This is a genomic window from Clostridium autoethanogenum DSM 10061, assembly GCF_001484725.1.
Classification (GTDB): Bacteria; Bacillota; Clostridia; order Clostridiales; family Clostridiaceae; genus Clostridium_B; species Clostridium_B ljungdahlii.
Map to the genome: position 1 here is coordinate 2,720,277 of NZ_CP012395.1, position 19,976 is coordinate 2,740,252.

The 19,976-nt window shown below is 31.1% G+C and carries 18 protein-coding genes and 2 riboswitches; of the genes, 14 read left to right on the forward strand and 4 right to left on the reverse strand.

What is annotated here, in order from left to right; genetic code table 11:
* Window positions 1-51 precede the first annotated feature (51 nt).
* On the reverse strand, window positions 52-747 hold the full coding sequence (locus CLAU_RS12410; protein ID WP_023162675.1) for a response regulator transcription factor: 696 nt from the start codon (window positions 745-747) through the stop codon (window positions 52-54).
* A gap of 114 nt (window positions 748-861) precedes the next feature.
* A riboswitch (SAM riboswitch) is annotated at window positions 862-962 on the forward strand.
* Window positions 963-1,040: 78 nt separating this feature from the next.
* Here CLAU_RS12410 and CLAU_RS12415 point away from each other — a divergent pair.
* The 6 genes from CLAU_RS12415 to CLAU_RS12440 all read left to right on the forward strand — a co-directional run bounded on the left by CLAU_RS12415 (window position 1,041) and on the right by CLAU_RS12440 (window position 7,608).
* The gene (locus CLAU_RS12415; RefSeq protein WP_013237142.1) at window positions 1,041-1,997 is read left to right on the forward strand and encodes a methionine ABC transporter ATP-binding protein; all 957 of its coding nucleotides are present in this window, start codon (window positions 1,041-1,043) and stop codon (window positions 1,995-1,997) included.
* Between the two features lie 2 nt (window positions 1,998-1,999).
* Entirely contained in the window at window positions 2,000-2,656 is a 657-nt protein-coding gene (locus CLAU_RS12420; RefSeq protein ID WP_013237143.1) for a methionine ABC transporter permease, read from the forward strand.
* 81 nt (window positions 2,657-2,737) lie between these two features.
* The gene (gene larA / locus CLAU_RS12425) at window positions 2,738-4,012 is read left to right on the forward strand and encodes a nickel-dependent lactate racemase (RefSeq protein WP_023162676.1); all 1,275 of its coding nucleotides are present in this window, start codon (window positions 2,738-2,740) and stop codon (window positions 4,010-4,012) included.
* A gap of 319 nt (window positions 4,013-4,331) precedes the next feature.
* Window positions 4,332-4,718 (forward strand): GntR family transcriptional regulator, encoded by a 387-nt coding sequence (locus tag CLAU_RS12430; protein ID WP_013237145.1) that lies wholly within the window; start codon window positions 4,332-4,334, stop codon window positions 4,716-4,718.
* Between the two features lie 22 nt (window positions 4,719-4,740).
* Window positions 4,741-5,877, forward strand: a complete 1,137-nt coding sequence (locus tag CLAU_RS12435) for a DUF1648 domain-containing protein (RefSeq protein WP_013237146.1) — start codon at window positions 4,741-4,743, stop codon at window positions 5,875-5,877.
* A 546-nt stretch (window positions 5,878-6,423) separates the two neighbouring features.
* Window positions 6,424-7,608 carry a pyridoxal phosphate-dependent aminotransferase gene (locus CLAU_RS12440; protein WP_023162677.1) on the forward strand — a complete coding sequence of 395 codons (1,185 nt, stop codon included), beginning with the start codon at window positions 6,424-6,426 and terminating at the stop codon, window positions 7,606-7,608.
* Between the two features lie 717 nt (window positions 7,609-8,325).
* On the opposite strand, the gene CLAU_RS12445 is transcribed toward CLAU_RS12440, so the two are convergent.
* Window positions 8,326-9,087 (reverse strand): LysM peptidoglycan-binding domain-containing protein, encoded by a 762-nt coding sequence (locus CLAU_RS12445; RefSeq protein ID WP_023162678.1) that lies wholly within the window; start codon window positions 9,085-9,087, stop codon window positions 8,326-8,328.
* Between the two features lie 7 nt (window positions 9,088-9,094).
* Window positions 9,095-9,230, reverse strand: a riboswitch (cyclic di-AMP (ydaO/yuaA leader).
* Between the two features lie 455 nt (window positions 9,231-9,685).
* On the opposite strand from CLAU_RS12445, the gene CLAU_RS12450 reads away from it, so the two are divergent.
* Window positions 9,686-10,849: a DUF116 domain-containing protein gene (locus tag CLAU_RS12450; RefSeq protein ID WP_023162679.1), complete on the forward strand. Its 1,164-nt coding sequence runs from the start codon at window positions 9,686-9,688 to the stop codon at window positions 10,847-10,849.
* A gap of 19 nt (window positions 10,850-10,868) precedes the next feature.
* Here the strand turns inward: CLAU_RS12450 and CLAU_RS12455 are convergent, their stop codons facing one another.
* Together CLAU_RS12455 and CLAU_RS12460 are read right to left on the reverse strand one after the other, a co-directional pair.
* Window positions 10,869-12,326, reverse strand: coding sequence for an MDR family MFS transporter (locus tag CLAU_RS12455; RefSeq protein WP_023162680.1), 1,458 nt, complete (start codon window positions 12,324-12,326; stop codon window positions 10,869-10,871).
* Window positions 12,327-12,488: 162 nt separating this feature from the next.
* Window positions 12,489-12,938 (reverse strand): MarR family winged helix-turn-helix transcriptional regulator, encoded by a 450-nt coding sequence (locus CLAU_RS12460; protein WP_023162681.1) that lies wholly within the window; start codon window positions 12,936-12,938, stop codon window positions 12,489-12,491.
* 319 nt (window positions 12,939-13,257) lie between these two features.
* Here CLAU_RS12460 and CLAU_RS12465 point away from each other — a divergent pair, with 319 nt between their 5' ends.
* The 7 genes from CLAU_RS12465 to CLAU_RS12495 all read left to right on the forward strand — a co-directional run bounded on the left by CLAU_RS12465 (window position 13,258) and on the right by CLAU_RS12495 (window position 19,614).
* Complete coding sequence (locus tag CLAU_RS12465; protein WP_013237152.1) at window positions 13,258-13,620, forward strand: DUF2089 domain-containing protein; 363 nt, start codon at window positions 13,258-13,260, stop codon at window positions 13,618-13,620.
* A gap of 25 nt (window positions 13,621-13,645) precedes the next feature.
* A complete protein-coding gene (locus tag CLAU_RS12470; RefSeq protein WP_023162682.1) occupies window positions 13,646-14,035 on the forward strand; it encodes an SHOCT-like domain-containing protein in 390 nt (129 codons plus the stop codon).
* Between the two features lie 12 nt (window positions 14,036-14,047).
* Window positions 14,048-14,299 (forward strand): hypothetical protein, encoded by a 252-nt coding sequence (locus CLAU_RS12475; protein WP_023162683.1) that lies wholly within the window; start codon window positions 14,048-14,050, stop codon window positions 14,297-14,299.
* A gap of 50 nt (window positions 14,300-14,349) precedes the next feature.
* Window positions 14,350-15,621, forward strand: a complete 1,272-nt coding sequence (locus CLAU_RS12480; RefSeq protein ID WP_023162684.1) for an MFS transporter — start codon at window positions 14,350-14,352, stop codon at window positions 15,619-15,621.
* 113 nt (window positions 15,622-15,734) lie between these two features.
* Window positions 15,735-16,283 (forward strand): hypothetical protein, encoded by a 549-nt coding sequence (locus tag CLAU_RS12485; protein ID WP_023162685.1) that lies wholly within the window; start codon window positions 15,735-15,737, stop codon window positions 16,281-16,283.
* Window positions 16,284-16,744: 461 nt separating this feature from the next.
* On the forward strand, window positions 16,745-18,148 hold the full coding sequence (locus tag CLAU_RS12490) for an amino acid permease (protein WP_013237157.1): 1,404 nt from the start codon (window positions 16,745-16,747) through the stop codon (window positions 18,146-18,148).
* Window positions 18,149-18,204: 56 nt separating this feature from the next.
* Window positions 18,205-19,614, forward strand: coding sequence for an amino acid permease (locus tag CLAU_RS12495; protein WP_023162686.1), 1,410 nt, complete (start codon window positions 18,205-18,207; stop codon window positions 19,612-19,614).
* The last annotated feature ends 362 nt before the right edge of the window (window positions 19,615-19,976 follow it).

The window sequence follows — 19,976 nt, forward strand, 5'->3', positions numbered from 1 at the left end:
AGAACAAAATCAGCAAGATACACTAAAGAAAAACTTAAGAAATGATTAAGTTTAATCTTTCATCTTAAACCCTATTCCCCAAACGGTATGTATGTATTCTGTGTTCGAATCAACTTTAGCTATTTTAGAGCGAAGGTTGCTCATATGCACATTTATGGTGTTATCATCGCTTATAAATTTATCTTTCCACACATGTTCAAATAAATTAGCTTTTGTAAATACTTTTTTTGGGTAAGACATTAGAAGTTCTAGTATACAAAATTCCCTTATAGTTAATATTACTTCTTGAGAATTTATAAAAACCTTGTGGTTTTCCCGGTCTAAGGTCATATTTTTATAGGTCAATATGTTTTGTTTTTCATTTGAGTTTGAAAATATCATATACCTTCTAAGTTGTGCACAAACTCTTGCCAGTACTTCTTCTACATCGAAAGGTTTTGATATAAAATCATCTGCACCTAGCTTTAAGACTTGAATTTTTGTTTCTTGAGCCGTTTTTGCAGATATTACAATGACAGGCATAGTTTTAATCTTTCGAATTTTTTCTATAAGCTTTTCTCCTGTAATGCCAGGTAGCATCAAATCAAGTAAAACTAGCTGAAAGTCATATTTTTCAATGCACATTTCAGCTTCAGTACCTGAAAAAGCCCCGCGGACATTGTAATTATTTTTTTCTAGTATCTTGCACAATAACTTATTTATATCTGTATCATCTTCTACTATTAAAATATTTATATTTTTGTTCATAGGTATTCCTCCAGAGTTTTTGAGTTAAGACAATTATAACATTTTTAGATAGGATGTATTGACATAATAAATCGTCACGTCTATAATTAAAAGCATAATTGAATATAAATCTTGAACTTATCAAGAGTGATTGAGGGAACGGGCCCTATGAAATCCAGCAACCAGTACAGTGTATAATGGTGCTAAATCCTGCAGCGAGAGCTGAAAGATGAGAGAAATTTTGAGTTAACTAAGTCTGAGATTTTTCTCGGGCTTTTATTTTTTCTTAAAATTGATATGGGAGGTTAAATATATTGATAGATATTAATAATGTAGGCAAGAGTTTTAACAATAAAAGTGTGCTTAAAAGTATAAATCTTCATATACAAGAAGGTGAAATATTTGGAATAGTTGGCCACAGTGGTGCTGGAAAATCTACACTTTTAAGGTGCTTGAATGGTCTTGAAAGCTATGACGCAGGAAGCATAAAGGTAATGGGCAAAGAAGTGAAAGATTTAAAAGGTAAAGAAATAAGGACTTTTAGAAAAAACTTGGGAATGATATTTCAAAATTTTAATTTATTAAACAGAAAAAATGTATATGATAATATCTCACTTCCACTTGAAGTCTGGGGATTAGAAAAAAGTAAAATAAAAACTAGGGTAAAAGAATTGTTAAATTTAGTAGGCCTTAGTGATAAAGCAAAGAGCATGCCCTCTGAATTAAGTGGTGGACAAAAGCAAAGAGTGGCTATTGCAAGAGCTTTGGCGCTAAATCCAAGTATACTACTTTGTGACGAAGCCACATCTGCCCTTGACCCAAATACTACCAAGTCAATACTTGAGCTTTTGAGAAAGATAAACAATGAATTTAAAATAACCATAGTAGTTGTAACCCATCAAATGGAAGTTATAAAAGAAATATGCAGTAAAATTGCCATTATTGATGAAGGTGAAATAAAAACTTCTGGAAATGTAGAAGAAATATTTTTAAAACCAGGTAAAAATCTAAAGAAGCTGCTTGGAAATGATAGTTTACTTCCAGATGAAGGTATAAACATAAGAATATTCTTTCCTAAGGAAATAAGCCAGGACAATTTGATAACTTCTATGGCTATAGATTTGAATATAAAGTTTTCTATAGTATGGGGAAAACTTGAAAGATTCCGCAGTGATGTTTTAGGAAGTCTGGTTATAAATGTAAATGATAAAGACAAAGAAAGTATATGTAATTATCTTTCTTCAAAAAATGTTAACTGGGAGGTAGAGTAAACATGGGATTTAGTGAAACATTTCAGGAAATACTACTTCCTGCTATTGGACAAACATTTTATATGGTTATAGTTTCTACAATACTTGCAGTAATTATAGGATTTATACCTGCTATTTTACTAGTTGTAACTGAACCTGGTGGATTAAAGCCTAATAAAGTAGTATACAAGATACTGGATGCAATAGTAAATTTATTGAGGTCATTTCCTTTTATAATACTTATGATAGCAATTTTTCCTTTTACAAAGCTTATTGTTGGAAAAACCATAGGTACAACAGCAGCAATAGTTCCTATTACAATAGCAGCAGCACCTTTTGCATCGAGAGTGATTGAATCTTCACTTAAAGAGATAGATCCGGGAATAATAGAAGCTGCAAAATCGTTTGGTGCAAGTAATATGCAGATAATATTTAAAGTTATGATTAAAGAGGCACTTCCTTCTATAGTACTTGGCATAACTCTTACTGTAATAAGTGTAGTTGGATGTTCAGCTATGGCAGGTACAGTAGGCGGAGGTGGACTTGGAGATGTGGCAGTAAAATATGGATATTATAGATTTCAGACTGACATAATGGTATACACTGTAATAATACTCATAATTTTTGTCCAGGTACTTCAAACTATAGGAAATCTTATATATAAAAAGCTTAACAAATAATTATTTGTTGAGATCGTATTTGTTTGGTAAAGTAATTATTGTAGAGTCACTTTAAAAATACATTTCTCGGAGGAAATTAGAATGGCTAAAATAGAATTACCATACCATAAAAAAATAATAGAAGCTGAAATAGATGACAACAACTTACTTGGCATACTTGAATCAAAAGCAAGCGAATATAAAGCAGAGCTAGGACAATTGGAAATAGTAGAAAAAGCTCTTGACAATCCTATAAACTCACCTAAACTTGAACAATTGGCTGAGAATAAAAAAAGTATAGTTATAATAAGCAGCGATCATACAAGACCTGTTCCTAGCAAAATTATTATGCCTGCACTTTTGAGAAGAATAAGGAGTATAAATTCTGATGCTAATATTACTATACTAATTGCCACAGGCCTTCATAGGGCTACTACTAGGCAGGAACTCATAGATAAATATGGAGAAGATATAGTAAAAAATGAAAAGATAGTAGTACATGATGCACAGAATGAAGATAATCTGGTAAAAATCGGTACATTGCCATCTGGTGGTGAACTTATAGTAAATAAACTTGCAGTTAAAGCAGATCTTTTAATTGCAGAGGGGTTTATAGAATCACATTGTTTTGCTGGCTTTTCAGGAGGTAGAAAGAGTGTGCTGCCTGGAATAGCCTCTGCCAAGACCATCCTGGCAAATCACTGTGCTGAATTTGTAGCACATCCTTCTGCAAGAGTTGGAAATTTAAAAGATAATCCTGTTCATAATGACATGCTATATGCAGCTAAAAAGGCAGGATTGGCTTTCATAATAAATGTAGCACTAGATGAAGATAAAAAGATAATAAATGCTTTTGCAGGTGATACAAATGATGCCCATGTAAAAGGCTGTGAATTTGTACATAATTTATCAAAAGTGAGTAAATTAGTAGGAGACATCTCCATTTCTACCAACGGAGGATATCCACTTGACCAAAATATATATCAATCTGTTAAGGGGATGGCAGCAGCCGGGGCCAATTGCAGGGATGGCGGCGTAATAATAATGGTGTCTGCTTGCAGCCAGGGCCATGGTGGTGAAACTTTTTATAACAATTTAGCTAATTTGAATACTCCAGAAGAATTCTTGAAAAAAGTCTCAAAAGTTCCCAGGAATAAAACTGTACCTGATCAGTGGGCATCTCAGATGCTCGCGAGTATACTTTCAAAACATACAGTAATTGTTGTAACAGATATGTGCGACCCTAAAATAATAAAGAATATGCATATGCAGCAGGCAGATACTTTTAAAGAAGCTCTAGAAAGGGCATATGGTATTATGGGGAAAGATGCTAAGGTTGTGGTTATACCAGACGGACTAGGAGTAATTGTAGACTAAAATGTTTTTAAAAAGTTTAAAGTTTAAATATCAAAGTTCAAATAATGATGATTTCTTTCGTACCTCAGAAAATTTATAATTTTAATATTTTCGATGTTAGGATGAAAAGTATCATTATCTGTTATTTATTCTTTGTTATTTGTTATTTAGTAATAAATTAAAAAGGCTATTGTGTAATGAACAAAAATTCATTATACAATAGCTTTTATTTTTTGCATTTCATTAACTTTTAATTCCCCTCAAAAAAATGTAAAAAACTATTGCACATGTTTTCTATTTGTTATATATTATATATAACAAATAGAAAAGGAGGGACGCTATGTTAGTTCAAATAGATTTTGAATCGGAAATGCCTATATATGAACAGCTTAGGAGGCAAATAATAGAAGGAATAGCCTCTGGTAATCTGAAATTAGGAGAGAGCCTTCCTTCTGTAAGACAACTGGCAGAAGATATTGGAATAAATCTTCATACAGTAAACAAAGCATATAATGCGTTAAAGTCAGATGGTTACTTGAATGTAGATAGGAGAACAGGAGCTGTAGTAAGTGGAACATTCCCTGAAAGTACGGAGGAGTTTGACAAAAAACTTAAGGAAGAATTTACTTACTTGATATGCGAAGCTCATTTAAGGGGAAAAAAGATGGAAGATATTCTGAGTCTGTGTTCTGATATATTTAAGCAGTATATTAAAAAAGATAAATAACTACTAAGGTGGGTGAAATTAAATGAAAGATAATTTGTTTATGTGTATATATTTATTTTTTATTTTTGTGATAATACTCGTAATCAATATGTTGACTCCTAAATTTACAAGAAAAGAAATTGTATTTGGAGTGAGAATCCCTGAAGATAAGATCGATTCAGATGAAATTAAGCATATAAAAGCACAATTTGTAAAGAATAATTTAATTATAGGAATTCCCTTTATTATTTTATTTAGTGTGCTAAATTATAGTTTTTTAAACGTAGGTATGATTTTGTTTACTACTTTTGCCTTTGTATTTATAAGCTTTTTAATATATCTTATATCAAACAGAGCTATGAAAAATCTTAAGTCACAAAAGTTGTGGCTTCAAGGTAAGAAACAGGTTGTAACTGTAGACACTAGTTTTTCTAGAAGCAAGAGCAATATGCTTGTGTCAGCTTGGTTTTTCTTGATACCTGCAGCTATCATTATAGTAAATATAATTTTAGGATATATGAATTATAACTCTTTACCTTATAAAGTCCCTACACACTGGGATTTTTCCGGTAATGTAACGGGATATCAATTTAAATCCAGGTTTCTAATTTGGGAGATGCCAATTGCTCAGATTTTTAGTACTTTTATATTTTTTATAGTCTATAAGGGAATTGGATGGTCAAAACAGCAGATTAGTTCTATAGATCCAGAAGCATCCGTAAAGAAAAATAGTATATTTAGAAGAAGCTGGTCCATATATATGGTTGTCTTTGCTGTAGTGACCAATCTTTTACTAACTGTTGCTACTGTTCAGATGTTTAGAGTATTTAATGTGAGTAATACTTTTTCAATCATCATAATATTGGCTTTTGTATTAATTACAATTTTAGGAAGTATAGCCTTATCCTTAAAGATTGGACAGGGTGGAAGCAATATAAAATTTAAAAGTGATGATGAAGAAAAAGGAAAGTCCGGTTTTGGCGATAAAGATGATGATAAGTGCTGGGTACTAGGAAATAGTATATATTATAACAAGAATGATCCATCCTTATTTGTGGAAAAAAGATTTGGCATAGGCTGGACCATAAATGCAGGCAGACCACTTGGAATGGCAATATATATAGGAAGTATTGTGATTATAATTGTAACTATAATTTTTGCTGTATTTAGTGGAAAATAATAATTAGAATATCTATAGGAATTCTAAGTAAAAAACAACTTATACTTCGGATATTTTTACAACCACAAGCTCGATTAAATATTTTGATAAGCCTAAGTAAAAAACTTAAAAAAATACTGAGAACTTTTGAAAACTCGTACCTCAGACAATTCAAAAGTTCTAGATTTTTTAAAAATTTTTTCCAAGGCTTATAGACAAAACATTTAAATGAGCTTGATTATTATAAAAATATGACTACGCATAAGTTGTTTTTTAAGTTAGAAAATTCATGGATATTCTAATTGAAAATTATCATTATATACTTTGGAATAAATTCACCTTAAAACTATAAATCGCTTAAAGTTTCACATTTGCAAGTTGATGTGCTAAAATATTTTATATAATGATAAAATATAGTTAAAAATTGAAAGTTGAGGGCTATGAATGATTTTCTTCTATTAACACTTTGGAAAATTGACCTTTACTTTCAGCTCTTAACTTTATGTATAAGTTAACTTTGAATTTTGAGAATCTATAATTACGAATTGAAAAAAGGGGGCAATTTTTATGATATCCAATAAAATGAAAGAACACGTATCTAAAAGTTCTATAATAAGGGCTATGTTTGAAGAAGGAAAGAGACTAGCTTCAATTTATGGGGAAGAAAATGTATTTGACTTTAGTTTGGGAAATCCAAATGTAGAACCACCAGAGGCTATAAAAAAGGCAGTAAATGAAATCATATCCGAGGAATCTCCCAATATGGTTCATGGTTACATGAGCAATTCGGGTTATGAGGATGTAAGGGCTAAAATTGCAGAAAACATAAATAAAAAATACAATTTGAAGCTTACTGAAAATAACTTGGTAATGACTTGTGGTGCAGCAGGAGGACTTAATATAATTTTTAAAACTCTTTTAAATCCAGGAGATGAAGTTATTACATTTTCACCTTTCTTTGGGGAATATGAGAATTATGTAGATAACTTTGGTGGAAAGCTTGTAATAGTACCTTCAGATACAGAAACTTTTGAGCCAAATTTAAATGCATTGGAGCAATCTATAAATGCTAAAACAAAGGCAATAATCATAAATTCACCAAACAATCCTACAGGAATAATTTATTCAGAAAAGCTTATTAAGGATTTATCACAGCTTTTAGACAAGAAACAGGAACAATTTGGTACTAGTATATACTTAATTTCAGATGAACCCTACAGGGAAATAGCATATGATGGAGTAAAGGTTCCATACATATTGAATTATTATAGAAATTCTATTGTAGGCTATTCTTATAGCAAATCCCTTTCGCTCCCGGGTGAGAGAATAGGATATGTAGTTTGCAGTAGTGATATGGATGATTTTAAAGATGTAATGCCTGCCCTTAATGTGGCAAATAGAATTTTAGGTTTTGTAAATGCACCATCTTTATTTCAAAGGGTAATTGCAAAATGTTTGGATTCAAGCGTAGATATGAATATATATAAGAAGAACAGAGACTTACTATACAATCATCTTGTTAAAATAGGATTTTCTTGTGTTAAACCTGAAGGTGCTTTTTATTTATTTCCTAAGTCATTAATTGCTGATGACGTTGAATTTGCAAAGGAAGCAAAGAAATTTAACCTGCTAATAGTTCCAGGTTCATCCTTTAAATGCCCTGGTCACTTTAGACTTTCCTATTGCATTTCTTACGATAAAATAGAGAAATCTTTAGACAGTTTTGATAAACTTGCAAAGAAATACCTCTAGAATAAAGTATCTGAACAAAAAATCAACTTATACTCTGGATATTTTTTACAAACTTCAGCTCGTTAAATATTTTGATAAGTCTAAGAAAAAAATTCTAAAAAAGCTAAGAACTTTTGAAAACTGGTACCTCAGACAATTCAAAAGTTCTAAGTTTTTATGAATTTTTTTCTTAGACTTATATGCAAAATATTTAAAAGAGCTTCGTTATTGTAAAAATATGCCTACGTATAAGTTGATTTTTAAGTTATAAATCCATATATAGATGGATAACTCTATAATTAAGTTTATCCAAATTGCCAGTTTCATTTAAATGATAAAGTTATAAATTCAACTAAGATTTATAATTAGTAATTTTGAGTAATTATAGTTTAGCTTTAAACTTTACGATCCATAAATCGTTAACTCTAGAACGTAGCCCTTCTAAATTGCTAATTGGGTTTTAAATTCTACCATTTATATTGAGATATCCTAGTTTGAAATTTGAACTTATACCAGAAAATAATGCTGACAAAATTGAAGCACATTTAAAAACTTTTTTTATAAGTCTTAGTGAGGTATTTTAGAAAATCTTAGAAGCTTATATATGTCTGAGGTACGAGTTTATATAAGCTTCTTTAGATTTTCAAAATACCGAACTTTAGACCTATAAAAAGTTTTTAGTATGATGAAATTTGTCAGCATATGAACTGGTATAAGTGGAATTTCAATCTAGAAATTCTAATATGTGAATACCAGTTTCCCAACTCTTAAAGCAATTGGTTTTGACCAGAGCCAAGTATTTGTAGTGGAATCATCAAAATAATAAATAGCACCTTTTGTTGGATCAGAACCATATAATGCTTCTAAAGCAGCCTTTCTAGAACTATCAGAAGCAGGCTTGTTTATCCATCCATTTAATACTGGAGTAAATTGATAATATCCATTGGATACTTGGTATATTACACCTTTTAATGTAGATGGAAACTGAGGACTTTGAACTCTATTTATAACTGAAGCAGCTACAGCTACTTTAGCTGTGTAAGGTTCACTTTCTGCTTCAGCAGTTACAAGTCTTGCAAGCAAATCTACTTCGCTGTCAGTACAGGAAATTATATATTTTGAAGAGGTTGTCCCATTAAAAACATAACCTGCAGGAATATTTAGTACTTGTCCAGGGTAGATATAACTGCTTACATTACTATTGGCAGCAATTAAAGTGTCAACAGATATGCCAAATTTTTTTGCTATCAAGTAAAGTGTGTCAGAGGCTTGTACAGTATAGGTCTTTGAATTAACATATAGAGCTTGACCTGGATATATGCTATTTCCACTTAAGCCATTATCATTAATAATTGAAGCTGCAGTTGTTTTAAATAATACTCCTATTTTAAATAGAGAGTCACCAGGTTTTACAGTGTAACTAGCTGCATGTACTTGAGTAAAAGATAATGTGCATAGAAATGCGGCAAATAACATTGTCCTGATTTTTTTAAAATTCATAAATATAGATCCCCCTTAATTTTGCCTGCGAGGTTAGTTGACGGGTTCGGGATTGGGATACCCCTACTTTTTAGTAAAAAGATTCACCCCAAAAAATAATTATCCCCCGCATCTCATTCCTGAGATTTAGGCTTGTCTATGTTTGCTATTCTAACAGTATTTCCAGAGTATATCCATATTAAATAGATGGGACTATTGACATAAAAAAACTTAAACATAAATTTAATACTTCTATAGAAGAAATTGCTGCAATAGTAATTTTTCACTGCCAATTGTCAACTGCTTTGAAACCTAACTCAACTTTCACAGTTAAAAAACTTGGGAAGCAATTTTTTTAAAGAACAAAGTTTAAAGTTCAAATATCAAATAAGGGTAAATTTCTTCCTAATGTCAGAAAATATTAAGATTGTAGATTTCCTGAGGTACGAAGGAAACCATCTTTATCTGTTCTTTGTTATTTGGACTTTGTTATCTTCAAAAGCTTTGATCTACAAAATTTTGATAATAAGTTAAAAATTCATAACATGACTTCTCGTTATTAAAAGTGATAATATAGTTGTATAAGTAAAATTCAAAAGTGATTAAATAGGAGAATATTATGGAAAATTGTATAACCTATTTTCTTAGAGATAAATCTAAAAATTCAAATGAATACTACAGGTGTATATCCAATTTTTCAAATGAAGTTATCGAAAAAATTGAAATCGAAGCAAATAATATAATAGAAAATTTTATAAATTTTATTAAGAATAATAGCATAGAAGAACTTAGAAGTAGGGAAGAGTATGAACTTGAATTCTTAATCATTGGAGTTTTGTGGAAAACCTATATAGCAAAAGCTTTAAATGCAGATAGACTGTCCTTGAATCTTTTAAAACTTCTATTTAATTTGAGGACAAAATCGAAATTTTTAAGAAAAAGTGTGGACAATTTAAGGGGAAGGCTTGCTTGTAAATATCTTTTAAAGAAAGAAGTGGAGCCTTCTTCTGTATCTTATGATGAAAGTGACTTTGAAAAATTACTACTTTGGTTAACTGCTTCAGGGGAATTCAAATATGAATGTAAGAGAATGAACACATGGCTGCTATTTTTAAAAAATAGCAGTGAAGAATATATTATAAAAGTAAGCAAGTGTGCCTTTAAAATATCACTGTGGTTTGAAAAAAGATCTATGGAGGTACTTGGAGTATATACTCCAAATGTACAAAAATTTTTAAACACCAACTATAGGTTATACGGAATAAGAGAGGATAATGTTTTCTGTGGTAGAAAGGAAGTTGAGTACCATCTAAATATGGTGGGAGCAGAGATATTAAGTAAGGCATTTAGAAAGTTATTTGTTAAAACAAAGGAAAGAAAAGTACTCCTTCCTGCTTGCATTTGCTTGAAACCGGAGGGGGTATGCAAGAGAAAAAGGGTCAAAGATGGTTTCTTGTGTAGAAATTGTTCTAAAAGCTGCAGGGTAAATGAGCTTACGAAGCTTGGCAAATCCCATAACTTTCAGGTATTAATTGTTCCCCACGAAACTGATGCCTTTTCAAATGCAAAAAATATTAGATATGGAGATGTGGGCGTTGTAGGAGTAGCTTGTGTACTCAATCTAATAGAAGGTGGGCTGAAGGCTAGAAGCCTAAACCTTGTCCCACAATGTGTTATCCTTGATTATTGCGGATGCAAAAATCATTGGGATAACAATGGAATACAGACAGATATCAACTGCAAAAAGTTGTTTGAAATTTTGCAAGTTGATGAAAACATGTGATGTTCCTTATATAAAGCTATTAGGCTTTGATACTTTTAGATTTTTTATTAATAGCATTATTTGCTATAAATAAAGATAAAATTAGGGCAATAACAAGAACGAAAGTTTCAATTGTAAAAGCGTGCTTTACTCCGAATACTAAACTTAAAGCTTGACTCTTTGCATTAGATGGATTGCCTGCAGCAAATAAGTATTTTTTTTGGGATGCACTCATTATAGCAACAAATAAAGAAGTTCCGAATGCTCCTGCTATTTGCTGTAAGGTGTTCATTATGGCAGTTCCATGAGGATAGTATTTTGGAGATAATTGATTTAAACTATTAGTTTGTACAGGAGTATTTATAAGTCCAACAGCTACTAGAGATAAACAATGGAGCACAATAATAACAGGAATAGTTATACTCATAGATACAAAACGTGAAAGTAAAAAGAATGTAATAGTTGATATTGCATATCCAGGTATAATTAATGCTTTAGGGCCAAATTTGTCATATAAATGACCTGAAATTGGTGATATAATTCCGTTGATAAATCCACCAGGTAACATTAAAAGACCAGCAGTAAATGCGGATAAACCCAGGGCACCTTCAAGAAACATTGGTAAAATAAGCATAGTAGCAAAGTTAATCATGTGCATAATTATCATAAGTATACAGCCAAGGCTAAACATAGATTCTTTAAAAGGATGCATGTCCAGCATAGGTTGGCTCATATGTAATTGACGCAGTACAAATATGGCTAATGCTATACAAGAAATAATAATAGGAGCTGCTATTAAATATGTATAAGAGCTTCCAATGTTACTAACACCGTATATAAATCCACCGAATCCCATAGTAGACAGTACAATTGATAAAAAATCTATAGGTGGTTTTGTAAGTTCTGTTACATTTTCGATAAATTTGTAACCTAAAGCTAAAGATATAACTGAAAAGGGTAATACTATAAAGAACAACCATCTCCAGTTGAGAGATTGAATAATTAAACCAGAAAGAGTTGGTCCAATAGCTGGTGCACAAAACATTACAAGATTAAATATACCAAGGGCTTTTCCACGTTTTTCTATAGGATTTATAATCAATAAAGTGTTTACTATATTTGGTATTAAAATACCAGTTCCAATAGCCTGAATTAATCGGCCTACTAGTAAAATTGAAAAAGCTGTAGAGAAACCACTTATAACTGTTCCAACTAAAAATATGGTTACAGAGGTTAGAAATAGCTGTCTTGTTGTAAAACTTTGAATAAGTAATGCAGAAACAGGAATTGCTATTCCCATAATGAGCATGTATCCTGTACTAAGCCACTGTACAGTATTTGCAGATATACTAAATTGGACCATTAAATTTTTTAATGCCATATTTAGTAAAGTTTCATTTAACATACACAAAAATCCTGCCATGATTAGTGCAATAGTTATTGGTACTACATTATAATTCCTTTGTTGATAATTTGACTCTTCCAAACGTTCTTCCATAAAATTTCCTCCTAGTTAATAATTAAATTAGTCATTTGCACAGTTGTGCAGATATTAGAATATATAAAAATCCTCCACTATGAAAAATACATTGTTACAATACAAAATAAAAATCATAATAGAGGAGGGTTAACCATGTTTTTATAAAAGGTAAATAGCTTATTATTTTTTGCTAATTTTCTTCTCTTCTATAGATATGTTTTTTTCAAATTTATTTAGAGTATCTATAAACAAATCTAATTGATCTTTTGAAATTTCATTTGTAATGTTTGTAAATAAGTGTTCAATGAATGGATATACTTCCTGTTTTAATTTTTTACCTTCAGGTGTAACGTAAATTAAAAATGAGCGCCTGTCTTCAGTACTTTTTTTGCGTACTACCAGTTTTTTTCTTTCAAGAATATCTAGTATTCGAACTAAAGTTGCCTGGTCTTTGTCAACCTTTTTAGCTAGCTGTTTTTGGTTGACGCCGTCTTCTTCTGTTAAAGACAATAATACTGACCACTGTTCTGTGGTTATATTATATTTCTTAAGATTTAAAGATAAAAATCTCAAAATTTTTCTATTAATAGAGTTTATATACATACCAATGGACTTATCAAGAGAATTCATAGCTTTTGCCTCCTAAAATATATGATGTAGATATAATTAATTTACATATAGTTAGCATACTAATAATATGTCAGACTACTAAAAATGTCAAGCAAATTTTAACTTTGAGTATTTCTAAAAGGCTAAAATGTTATTCAATGTAAGAATATATCTGCATATAATCTGATTTTTAAGTTAGAAAGCACATTATTTAATTTTACAAATACAAAACTTAATAATATTAATATACAAATAAATTAATATTAAAATATTTAATATTAATATTGATTTATTTAATTTACAGTGGTATATTATAAACATGGAAAAGGAGAGTGGTAATTTGACATATAAAATTATTAGCAAATGTCCTGTTTGTTCTTCTAAACTTTTAATTTCAAAGATAAAATGCCCTAAATGTAATACTGTAATTGAAAATGATTTTGAAATGTCAAAGTTTGAATATCTTACAGACAGCCAACTGAAATTTATAGAAGTTTTCTTGAAAAACAGAGGGAACATAAAGGATGTAGAAAAAGAACTAGGAATATCCTACCCTACTGTGAGGGCAAAGCTAGATGAGGTTATAACAGCACTTGGATATAATGTGGCAAAAACCAACACTGTGGATAAAAAGAAAGTAGTAGATATGCTTGATAAAGGTGAAATAACTGCAGATCAGGCTATTAAAATGTTAAATGAATAAATATATTGAAAAGGAGAAATAAAAAATGAATGAGGAAATATTAAAGATTTTGAAAATGGTGGAAGAAGGAAAAATTACCTCTGACAAAGCTCAGGAGCTTATTGAGGCACTAAATGATAAGAATACTTCTCTGGATGTCTGCAGCAATATTCCAAATGATGCTGATATCATAAATAAAATGCTTAAAATAAAGGTTATTTCTCATGACGGAGATAATGTAAATGTGAATTTACCTGTTAAATTTGTAAAGACCATGCTTAAAACTATAGGAAAAATTCCTATACCAGAAAATGCAAAATGTATGGAAAATTTGGATTTGAATGTTATTGCAGAAGCAATAGACAATGGACTTTCAGGAAAGATAGTAGATGTAAAAAGTGCAAATGGAGACGTAGTGGAAGTTAGCATAGAGTAAAGGAGAAAATTTATGAGAGTTCACATTAAGTCAGGTAAAATTAGATTTGTAATACCTTGCCCTATAGTGTTTCTAAAGTTTGGGCTTTCTATTGCAGGATCTTCCTTTATACAAAAGTATATTCCTGAGAAGGATAAAAGATATGTAAATATCATTGATTTTAAGAAACTTTCAAAGTGTATGGACATTTTAAAAGAATACAGAGGATTAAAACTTGTTGAGGTAGAATCCAGAGACGGAAGCCATGTTACCATAATTGTATAGATAAAGTTCACAATATTTTAAATATTATATTAATTAAGTAGGCGATAGAAATGAAAAATAATAGAAATTTACTATTTTATATGCTTGGAAGGTTTATATCTTATATTGGAACGGGAATACAACAAGTAGCAATACCTCTGTATATATTGGATATAACTCATTCCGGAATTATGATGGGTATATTTTCAGCAGTTAACTTTATTCCTAATGTTATAACTTTACCTTTTGCAGGTATTTTAGGGGATAGAAAAAATAGAAAAAATATTATGGTACTAGCGGACTTTGGAAGAGGAATTTTAGTATTAGCTTTAGGAATTTTAGTTGCTGAAAAAAATTTAAGTATCTATATGCTGTTTTTACTACAGGCCTTCATTTCAATTATGGATGGAATATTTTTGGCTTCGTCTACGGCAATTCTTCCAGAGCTTGTTTGTGAAGATGAACTTATGAAAGCAACTTCCTTAAGAGGAGGAAGTGATGCAATTTCTATGATTATAGGACCTGCTCTTGGAGGTGTAATATATGGGCTTGTTGGTATGAAGACAGTATTTTGCATAAATGGGCTGTCTTTTATAATATCAGCAGTATGCTCTATGCTCATAATTTATAAAAATATAGATATAGAAAAGGGCAAAATAACTGTAAAATCTTTCTTTACAGAAAATGGAGAAGTAATAGGCTTTATAAGGAAAAGTAGAGCTTTAATGCAGTTAACTATATTTTTTATGGTAGCTAATTTACTTGTAGCTCCTTTTGCAGATATAGTACTCCCTTTTGTATTGAAAAAATGTATAGGATTTGGTTCACAGCAGTATGGGTATTTAATTTCGTTCTTTACTTTAGGTATACTTTTAGGAAATATAGCCCTTGGAACTTACTTAAATAAATTTAGTACAAAGACAATTATAAAGAGGGCACTTATATTTGAAGCAGGTGTATTTTTCATATTTGCATTTTCCTTGTATCCAGCTTCAGTAAGATATTTTGGAGGACACGGTTTAAAGTTATTTGCAATTTTGGGCATTGTAACATTTTTAATAGGTTTATCTAATTCAGGAATCAATACTCCTATGAATGTAAATTTACAAAAGATGGTTCCAAATGAAATGCGTTCAAGGTTTTTTGCAATACTAGGTGTATTTTGTCAGGGAGCTATTCCTTTAGGGGCAATTATATATGGATTTGTTCTAGATAAATTTCCTTACTATTATATACTCCTTACCATAGTACTAATATTTTCTCTTGTAACTGCAATTTTTATGATAAAGGCAGATCCAGAAGCTTATGAACCTGAGATACCAAAAAATCTTGAGAAAGCATGATAGAAATGATGTAGCAGAATTGAATATTTTTAATACTATATAGTATACAAACTTTTAATTCGTAGTTGAAGCCCTTTGTTTTTATGCTACATAAAAACAAAGGAGGTGTTATTTTGAAAAAAGAATATTCTCATTCTAAAGTCCATGATATTGAATTAAAAGATTGTAAATATTTAGGACAAGGCCACAGCGGCAGAGTTTATCTTATGCCAGATGGAAAAGTTCTTAAAATATTTAAAAGTTCAACTAGCTGCAAAGCTGAATTTGATATATTAAAATCTGTAGAAGGAAGTCCCCATTTTCCTAAGGCTTATAAATTGGGAGATCATTATATGATAAGAGAATATGTAGGTGGGATGAATGTGTATGATTATATAAAAAAATATGGATTGAGCAGATCCTTTGTACTAAAAGTAGTAGATTTAGTTGATCATATGAAAAAATTAGGATTTACTAAATTAGAAGTTAGATTTCCACACCTATTTGTTCAAGAAGATGGTACGCTCATGATGATAGACCCGAGAAAAAGTTATGAAGAATATATACCTTATCCTAAGTCCTTTTTTAGAAAACTTAAAAACATGGGACTTCTAGATAAGTTTGTACAAATATTAGAAGAAGAAAGAAAAGGTTTGAAATGGATAGAATATATTAAAAGATAAGTAGAAAATGAGAGAGATTGCAGTTAAAATTGATTAACTGCAATCTTTTATATTTAAAATGATTTTTTATAATGTATTTTAAATAAATATGAATAAAACAATGTATTTATTTAAAATACATTGTTTTAAAAATGAATACTTTATTGTAATAATATGCATTTTATATTGAAATTAGGCATTTTATAAGGTATAATGAATAATGTATAAATTATATAAGGGCATGTAGGTTTGAGTAATTACACCAACTGCATGCCCTTTTGCAATATGGTATATTTTTATGCATTTCATAAAAATAAATGAAATTTATCTGACGGCTATCTACTGTAACGCTCAAACTTCTATCAAAGTGGGAGCTAACAGTAGCTACGCCCCTAGATAATTCATCTAAACTTAGTGGGAGAAACAACCTCCCACTAAGTAAGATTCATTGATACTTTAAACATTAATAAAGGGGGCATTTTATGAACATTTTTAAGAAAAAGTCGCTTGAACAACTTAGAGATAGTGTAAAAAAGACAGGTTTGAAGAAGAATCTTAAAGCAACAGATATAGCGGCTTTAGGAATTGGGGCTGTTGTTGGAGTTGGAATTTTTGTAGCAACTGGTGAGGGAGCTCATGCAGCTGGTCCAGGAATCATACTTTCATTTTTCTTATGTGGAATAGTAGCTTGTCTTTGTGGCTTATGTTATTGTGAACTTGCTACCATGTTTCCAGTAGCAGGAAGTACCTATTCTTATGCTTATATAGCATTTGGAGAATTTGTGGCAATGATTATTGGATGGTGTTTAACTGCTGAATATTTAGTTGCAGTTAGTGCAGTTGCATCTGGATGGTCTGGAACTTTTAGAGGTATTTTGCAAAATGTAGGGGTTACACTGCCTCATGCTATTAGTGCATCTCCAGCCAAGGGCGGAATAATAGATTTGCCAGCTGTTTTTATAATATTAGTATTAGCTTGTCTTTTGTACTATGGAATGCAGGAAAGTGCAAAAGTTAATAATATTATCGTTGGTGTGAAAGTATTTGTAATACTCTTATTTATTTTTCTTGGAGTATCTCATATAAAGCCATCTAATTATACACCTTTTATGCCTTTTGGATGGAAAGGGGTTTTTACAGGGGCAAGTACAGTCTTCTTCTCATATATAGGATTTGATTCTATTTCAACTGCAGCAGAGGAAGCTAGAAACCCTAAAAAAGATGTATCACGTGGAATTATAATGTGTCTTATAGTAGTTAGTATACTGTATATTTCCGTTGCAGTTGTACTTACTGGAATGGTTCCGTTTAAGGAAATAGTTTCAGAAAATGCTGTGCCTGCTGCACTTGCAAGGGTTGGCATTAACTGGGGATCAGCACTTGTAGGTGTTGGAGCTATTCTTGGAATGATTTCCACTATGATAGCTATGCTTTATGGTCAGATTAGAATATTTATGGTTATGTCTAGAGATGGATTACTTCCTAAAGCATTTTCAAAAATCCACAGCGTACATAAAACTCCATATATTTCTACTATACTAACAGGTGTTATAGCTGCCATAATAGCTGGGCTCTTACCTCTTGATATTATTGTAGAGTTTTTGAGTATAGGTACATTACTGAGTTTTGCAGTTGTATCTATAGGTGTTATTTATTTGAGAAAGGCAATGCCTGATATAGAAAGAAAGTTTAAATGCCCGGGAGTGCCTTTTACACCAGTAATAACTGTATTGTGCTGCATTGTACTTTTGGCATCAATGCGTGCAATAACCTGGATAGGATTTTGTGTATGGCTTGCTATAGGTATAGTGTTTTACTTTATTTATGGAAGAACCCATAGTGTTGTTCAAAATGAAAATTTGGACGAAAGCTCCCATAGCGCATAATTAAATTTTAATACCTATTTATATTGCATTTTAAATGCACAAGGATGAGGAAACTTATGAATATTTTTAAAAAGAAACCTATTGATCAATTGATGGATAGTGTAAAAAAAACAGATTTAAAGAGAAATCTTAAAGCAAGAGATATAGCAGCACTTGGAATTGGAGCTGTTGTTGGAGTTGGAATTTTTGTAGCAACTGGTGAAGGAGCTCATGCAGCTGGACCTGCAATTATACTTTCATTTATTTTAGCTGGTATAGTGGCTTGCCTATGCGGCCTGTGCTATTGTGAACTTGTAACTATGTTTCCAGTAGCAGGAAGTACCTATTCTTATGCTTATATAGCATTTGGAGAATTTGTGGCAATGATTATTGGATGGTGTTTAACTGCTGAATATTCAGTTGCAGCTAGTGCAGTTGCATCTGGATGGTCTGGAACCTTTAGAGGCATTTTGCAATCTGTGGGAATTACACTTCCTCAGGTAATTAGTGCATCTCCATCTAAAGGTGGGATAATAGATCTGCCGGCTGTTCTTATAATATTAATTTTAACAGGACTACTATGTTATGGAATGAGTGAAAGTGCAAAAGTAAATGATATTATTGTCGGTGTGAAAATATTTATAATACTTCTTTTTATTGTTTTAGGATTATCACACATACATATAGCTAATTATAAACCTTTCATGCCTTATAGCTGGAAGGGCGTTTTTACAGGAGCAAGTACAGTATTTTTCTCTTTTTTAGGATTTGATGCAATTGCTACATCTGCAGAAGAAGCTGAAGATCCTAAAAAAGGTGTATCAAGGGGAATTATACTATGTCTTATGGTTGTTTGTTTCCTTTATGTTTCAGTAGCAGCAGTGCTTACGGGAATTGTACCTTATAAAGAGATAATTTCAGAAAATGCCCTGCCTGCTGCACTCCAAAGAATCGGAATAAACTGGGGCTCAGCTCTTGTAGGAGTTGGGGCTATTCTTGGAATGATTTCCACCATGATTGCTGTTTTATATGGACAAGTTAGGGTATTTATGGCTATGTCTAGAGATGGGTTAATTCCTGAGGGTTTTTGTAAGATACACAAAACCCATAAAACTCCATACATTGCCACAATAATAGCAGGTAGTATAGCTGCTGCTATAGCAGGCTTCTTACCTCTTGATATTATTATGGAATTTGTAAGTATAGGTACACTATTAAGTTTTATGGTTGTATCTGCTGGAGTTATATATCTTAGAAAGGCTATGCCGGAAATTGAAAGAAGATTTAAATGCCCGGGAGTACCTTTTACACCTATAGTAACTATATTGTGTTGTTTGGCTCTTTTGGTATCTATGCGTGCAATAACCTGGATAGGATTTTGCGTATGGCTTGTTATAGGTATAGTGGTGTACTTTACTTATGGAAGATTTCACAGTGTTGTTCAAAACGAGGAACCACAAGCTTTTCGCAAATTAAATAGTAAGTAACAACTTTTGCACATGTAAAATTTTGATTTAATATAGGTAAAGCTTCGCAAGTTAAGAACTAATAATTAAAAATTAATAGTGAAGGATGATTTTTTAGCTGCCGCAAAAAATCCACATTAACTATTAACTAAAAAAGTTGAGTCAACAAATAAAAGAGCCTACAGCTACTTTCAAAAGTAGCCGTAGGCTCTTTTATTTGCAAATTAAATGGTTAAAATTAAGAAGTGTACAATTAATATGAAATAAAGGAAACAAAGTAGGTGCAGTCCCTTTATTTTAATATAAATTTATTGTAAAAAGTGTCGATATACTATAATATAATCAGATGAATAATATTATTCACACACATGAATAGGAGGGTT

Excerpts from the sequence above, each read along its gene's own strand:
- CLAU_RS12475 (WP_023162683.1), top strand. The coding sequence starts at position 14,048 with ATGAGAGTTCACATTAAGTCAGGTAAAATTAGATTTGTAATACCTTGC.
- larA (WP_023162676.1), top strand. The coding sequence starts at position 2,738 with ATGGCTAAAATAGAATTACCATACCATAAAAAAATAATAGAAGCTGAA.
- CLAU_RS12495 (WP_023162686.1), top strand. The coding sequence starts at position 18,205 with ATGAATATTTTTAAAAAGAAACCTATTGATCAATTGATGGATAGTGTA.
- CLAU_RS12460 (WP_023162681.1), bottom strand. The coding sequence starts at position 12,938 with ATGAATTCTCTTGATAAGTCCATTGGTATGTATATAAACTCTATTAAT.
- CLAU_RS12430 (WP_013237145.1), top strand. The coding sequence starts at position 4,332 with ATGTTAGTTCAAATAGATTTTGAATCGGAAATGCCTATATATGAACAG.
- CLAU_RS12435 (WP_013237146.1), top strand. The coding sequence starts at position 4,741 with ATGAAAGATAATTTGTTTATGTGTATATATTTATTTTTTATTTTTGTG.
- CLAU_RS12410 (WP_023162675.1), bottom strand. The coding sequence starts at position 747 with ATGAACAAAAATATAAATATTTTAATAGTAGAAGATGATACAGATATA.
- CLAU_RS12420 (WP_013237143.1), top strand. The coding sequence starts at position 2,000 with ATGGGATTTAGTGAAACATTTCAGGAAATACTACTTCCTGCTATTGGA.
- CLAU_RS12455 (WP_023162680.1), bottom strand. The coding sequence starts at position 12,326 with ATGGAAGAACGTTTGGAAGAGTCAAATTATCAACAAAGGAATTATAAT.
- CLAU_RS12490 (WP_013237157.1), top strand. The coding sequence starts at position 16,745 with ATGAACATTTTTAAGAAAAAGTCGCTTGAACAACTTAGAGATAGTGTA.
- CLAU_RS12470 (WP_023162682.1), top strand. The coding sequence starts at position 13,646 with ATGAATGAGGAAATATTAAAGATTTTGAAAATGGTGGAAGAAGGAAAA.
- CLAU_RS12450 (WP_023162679.1), top strand. The coding sequence starts at position 9,686 with ATGGAAAATTGTATAACCTATTTTCTTAGAGATAAATCTAAAAATTCA.
- CLAU_RS12440 (WP_023162677.1), top strand. The coding sequence starts at position 6,424 with ATGATATCCAATAAAATGAAAGAACACGTATCTAAAAGTTCTATAATA.
- CLAU_RS12445 (WP_023162678.1), bottom strand. The coding sequence starts at position 9,087 with ATGAATTTTAAAAAAATCAGGACAATGTTATTTGCCGCATTTCTATGC.
- CLAU_RS12480 (WP_023162684.1), top strand. The coding sequence starts at position 14,350 with ATGAAAAATAATAGAAATTTACTATTTTATATGCTTGGAAGGTTTATA.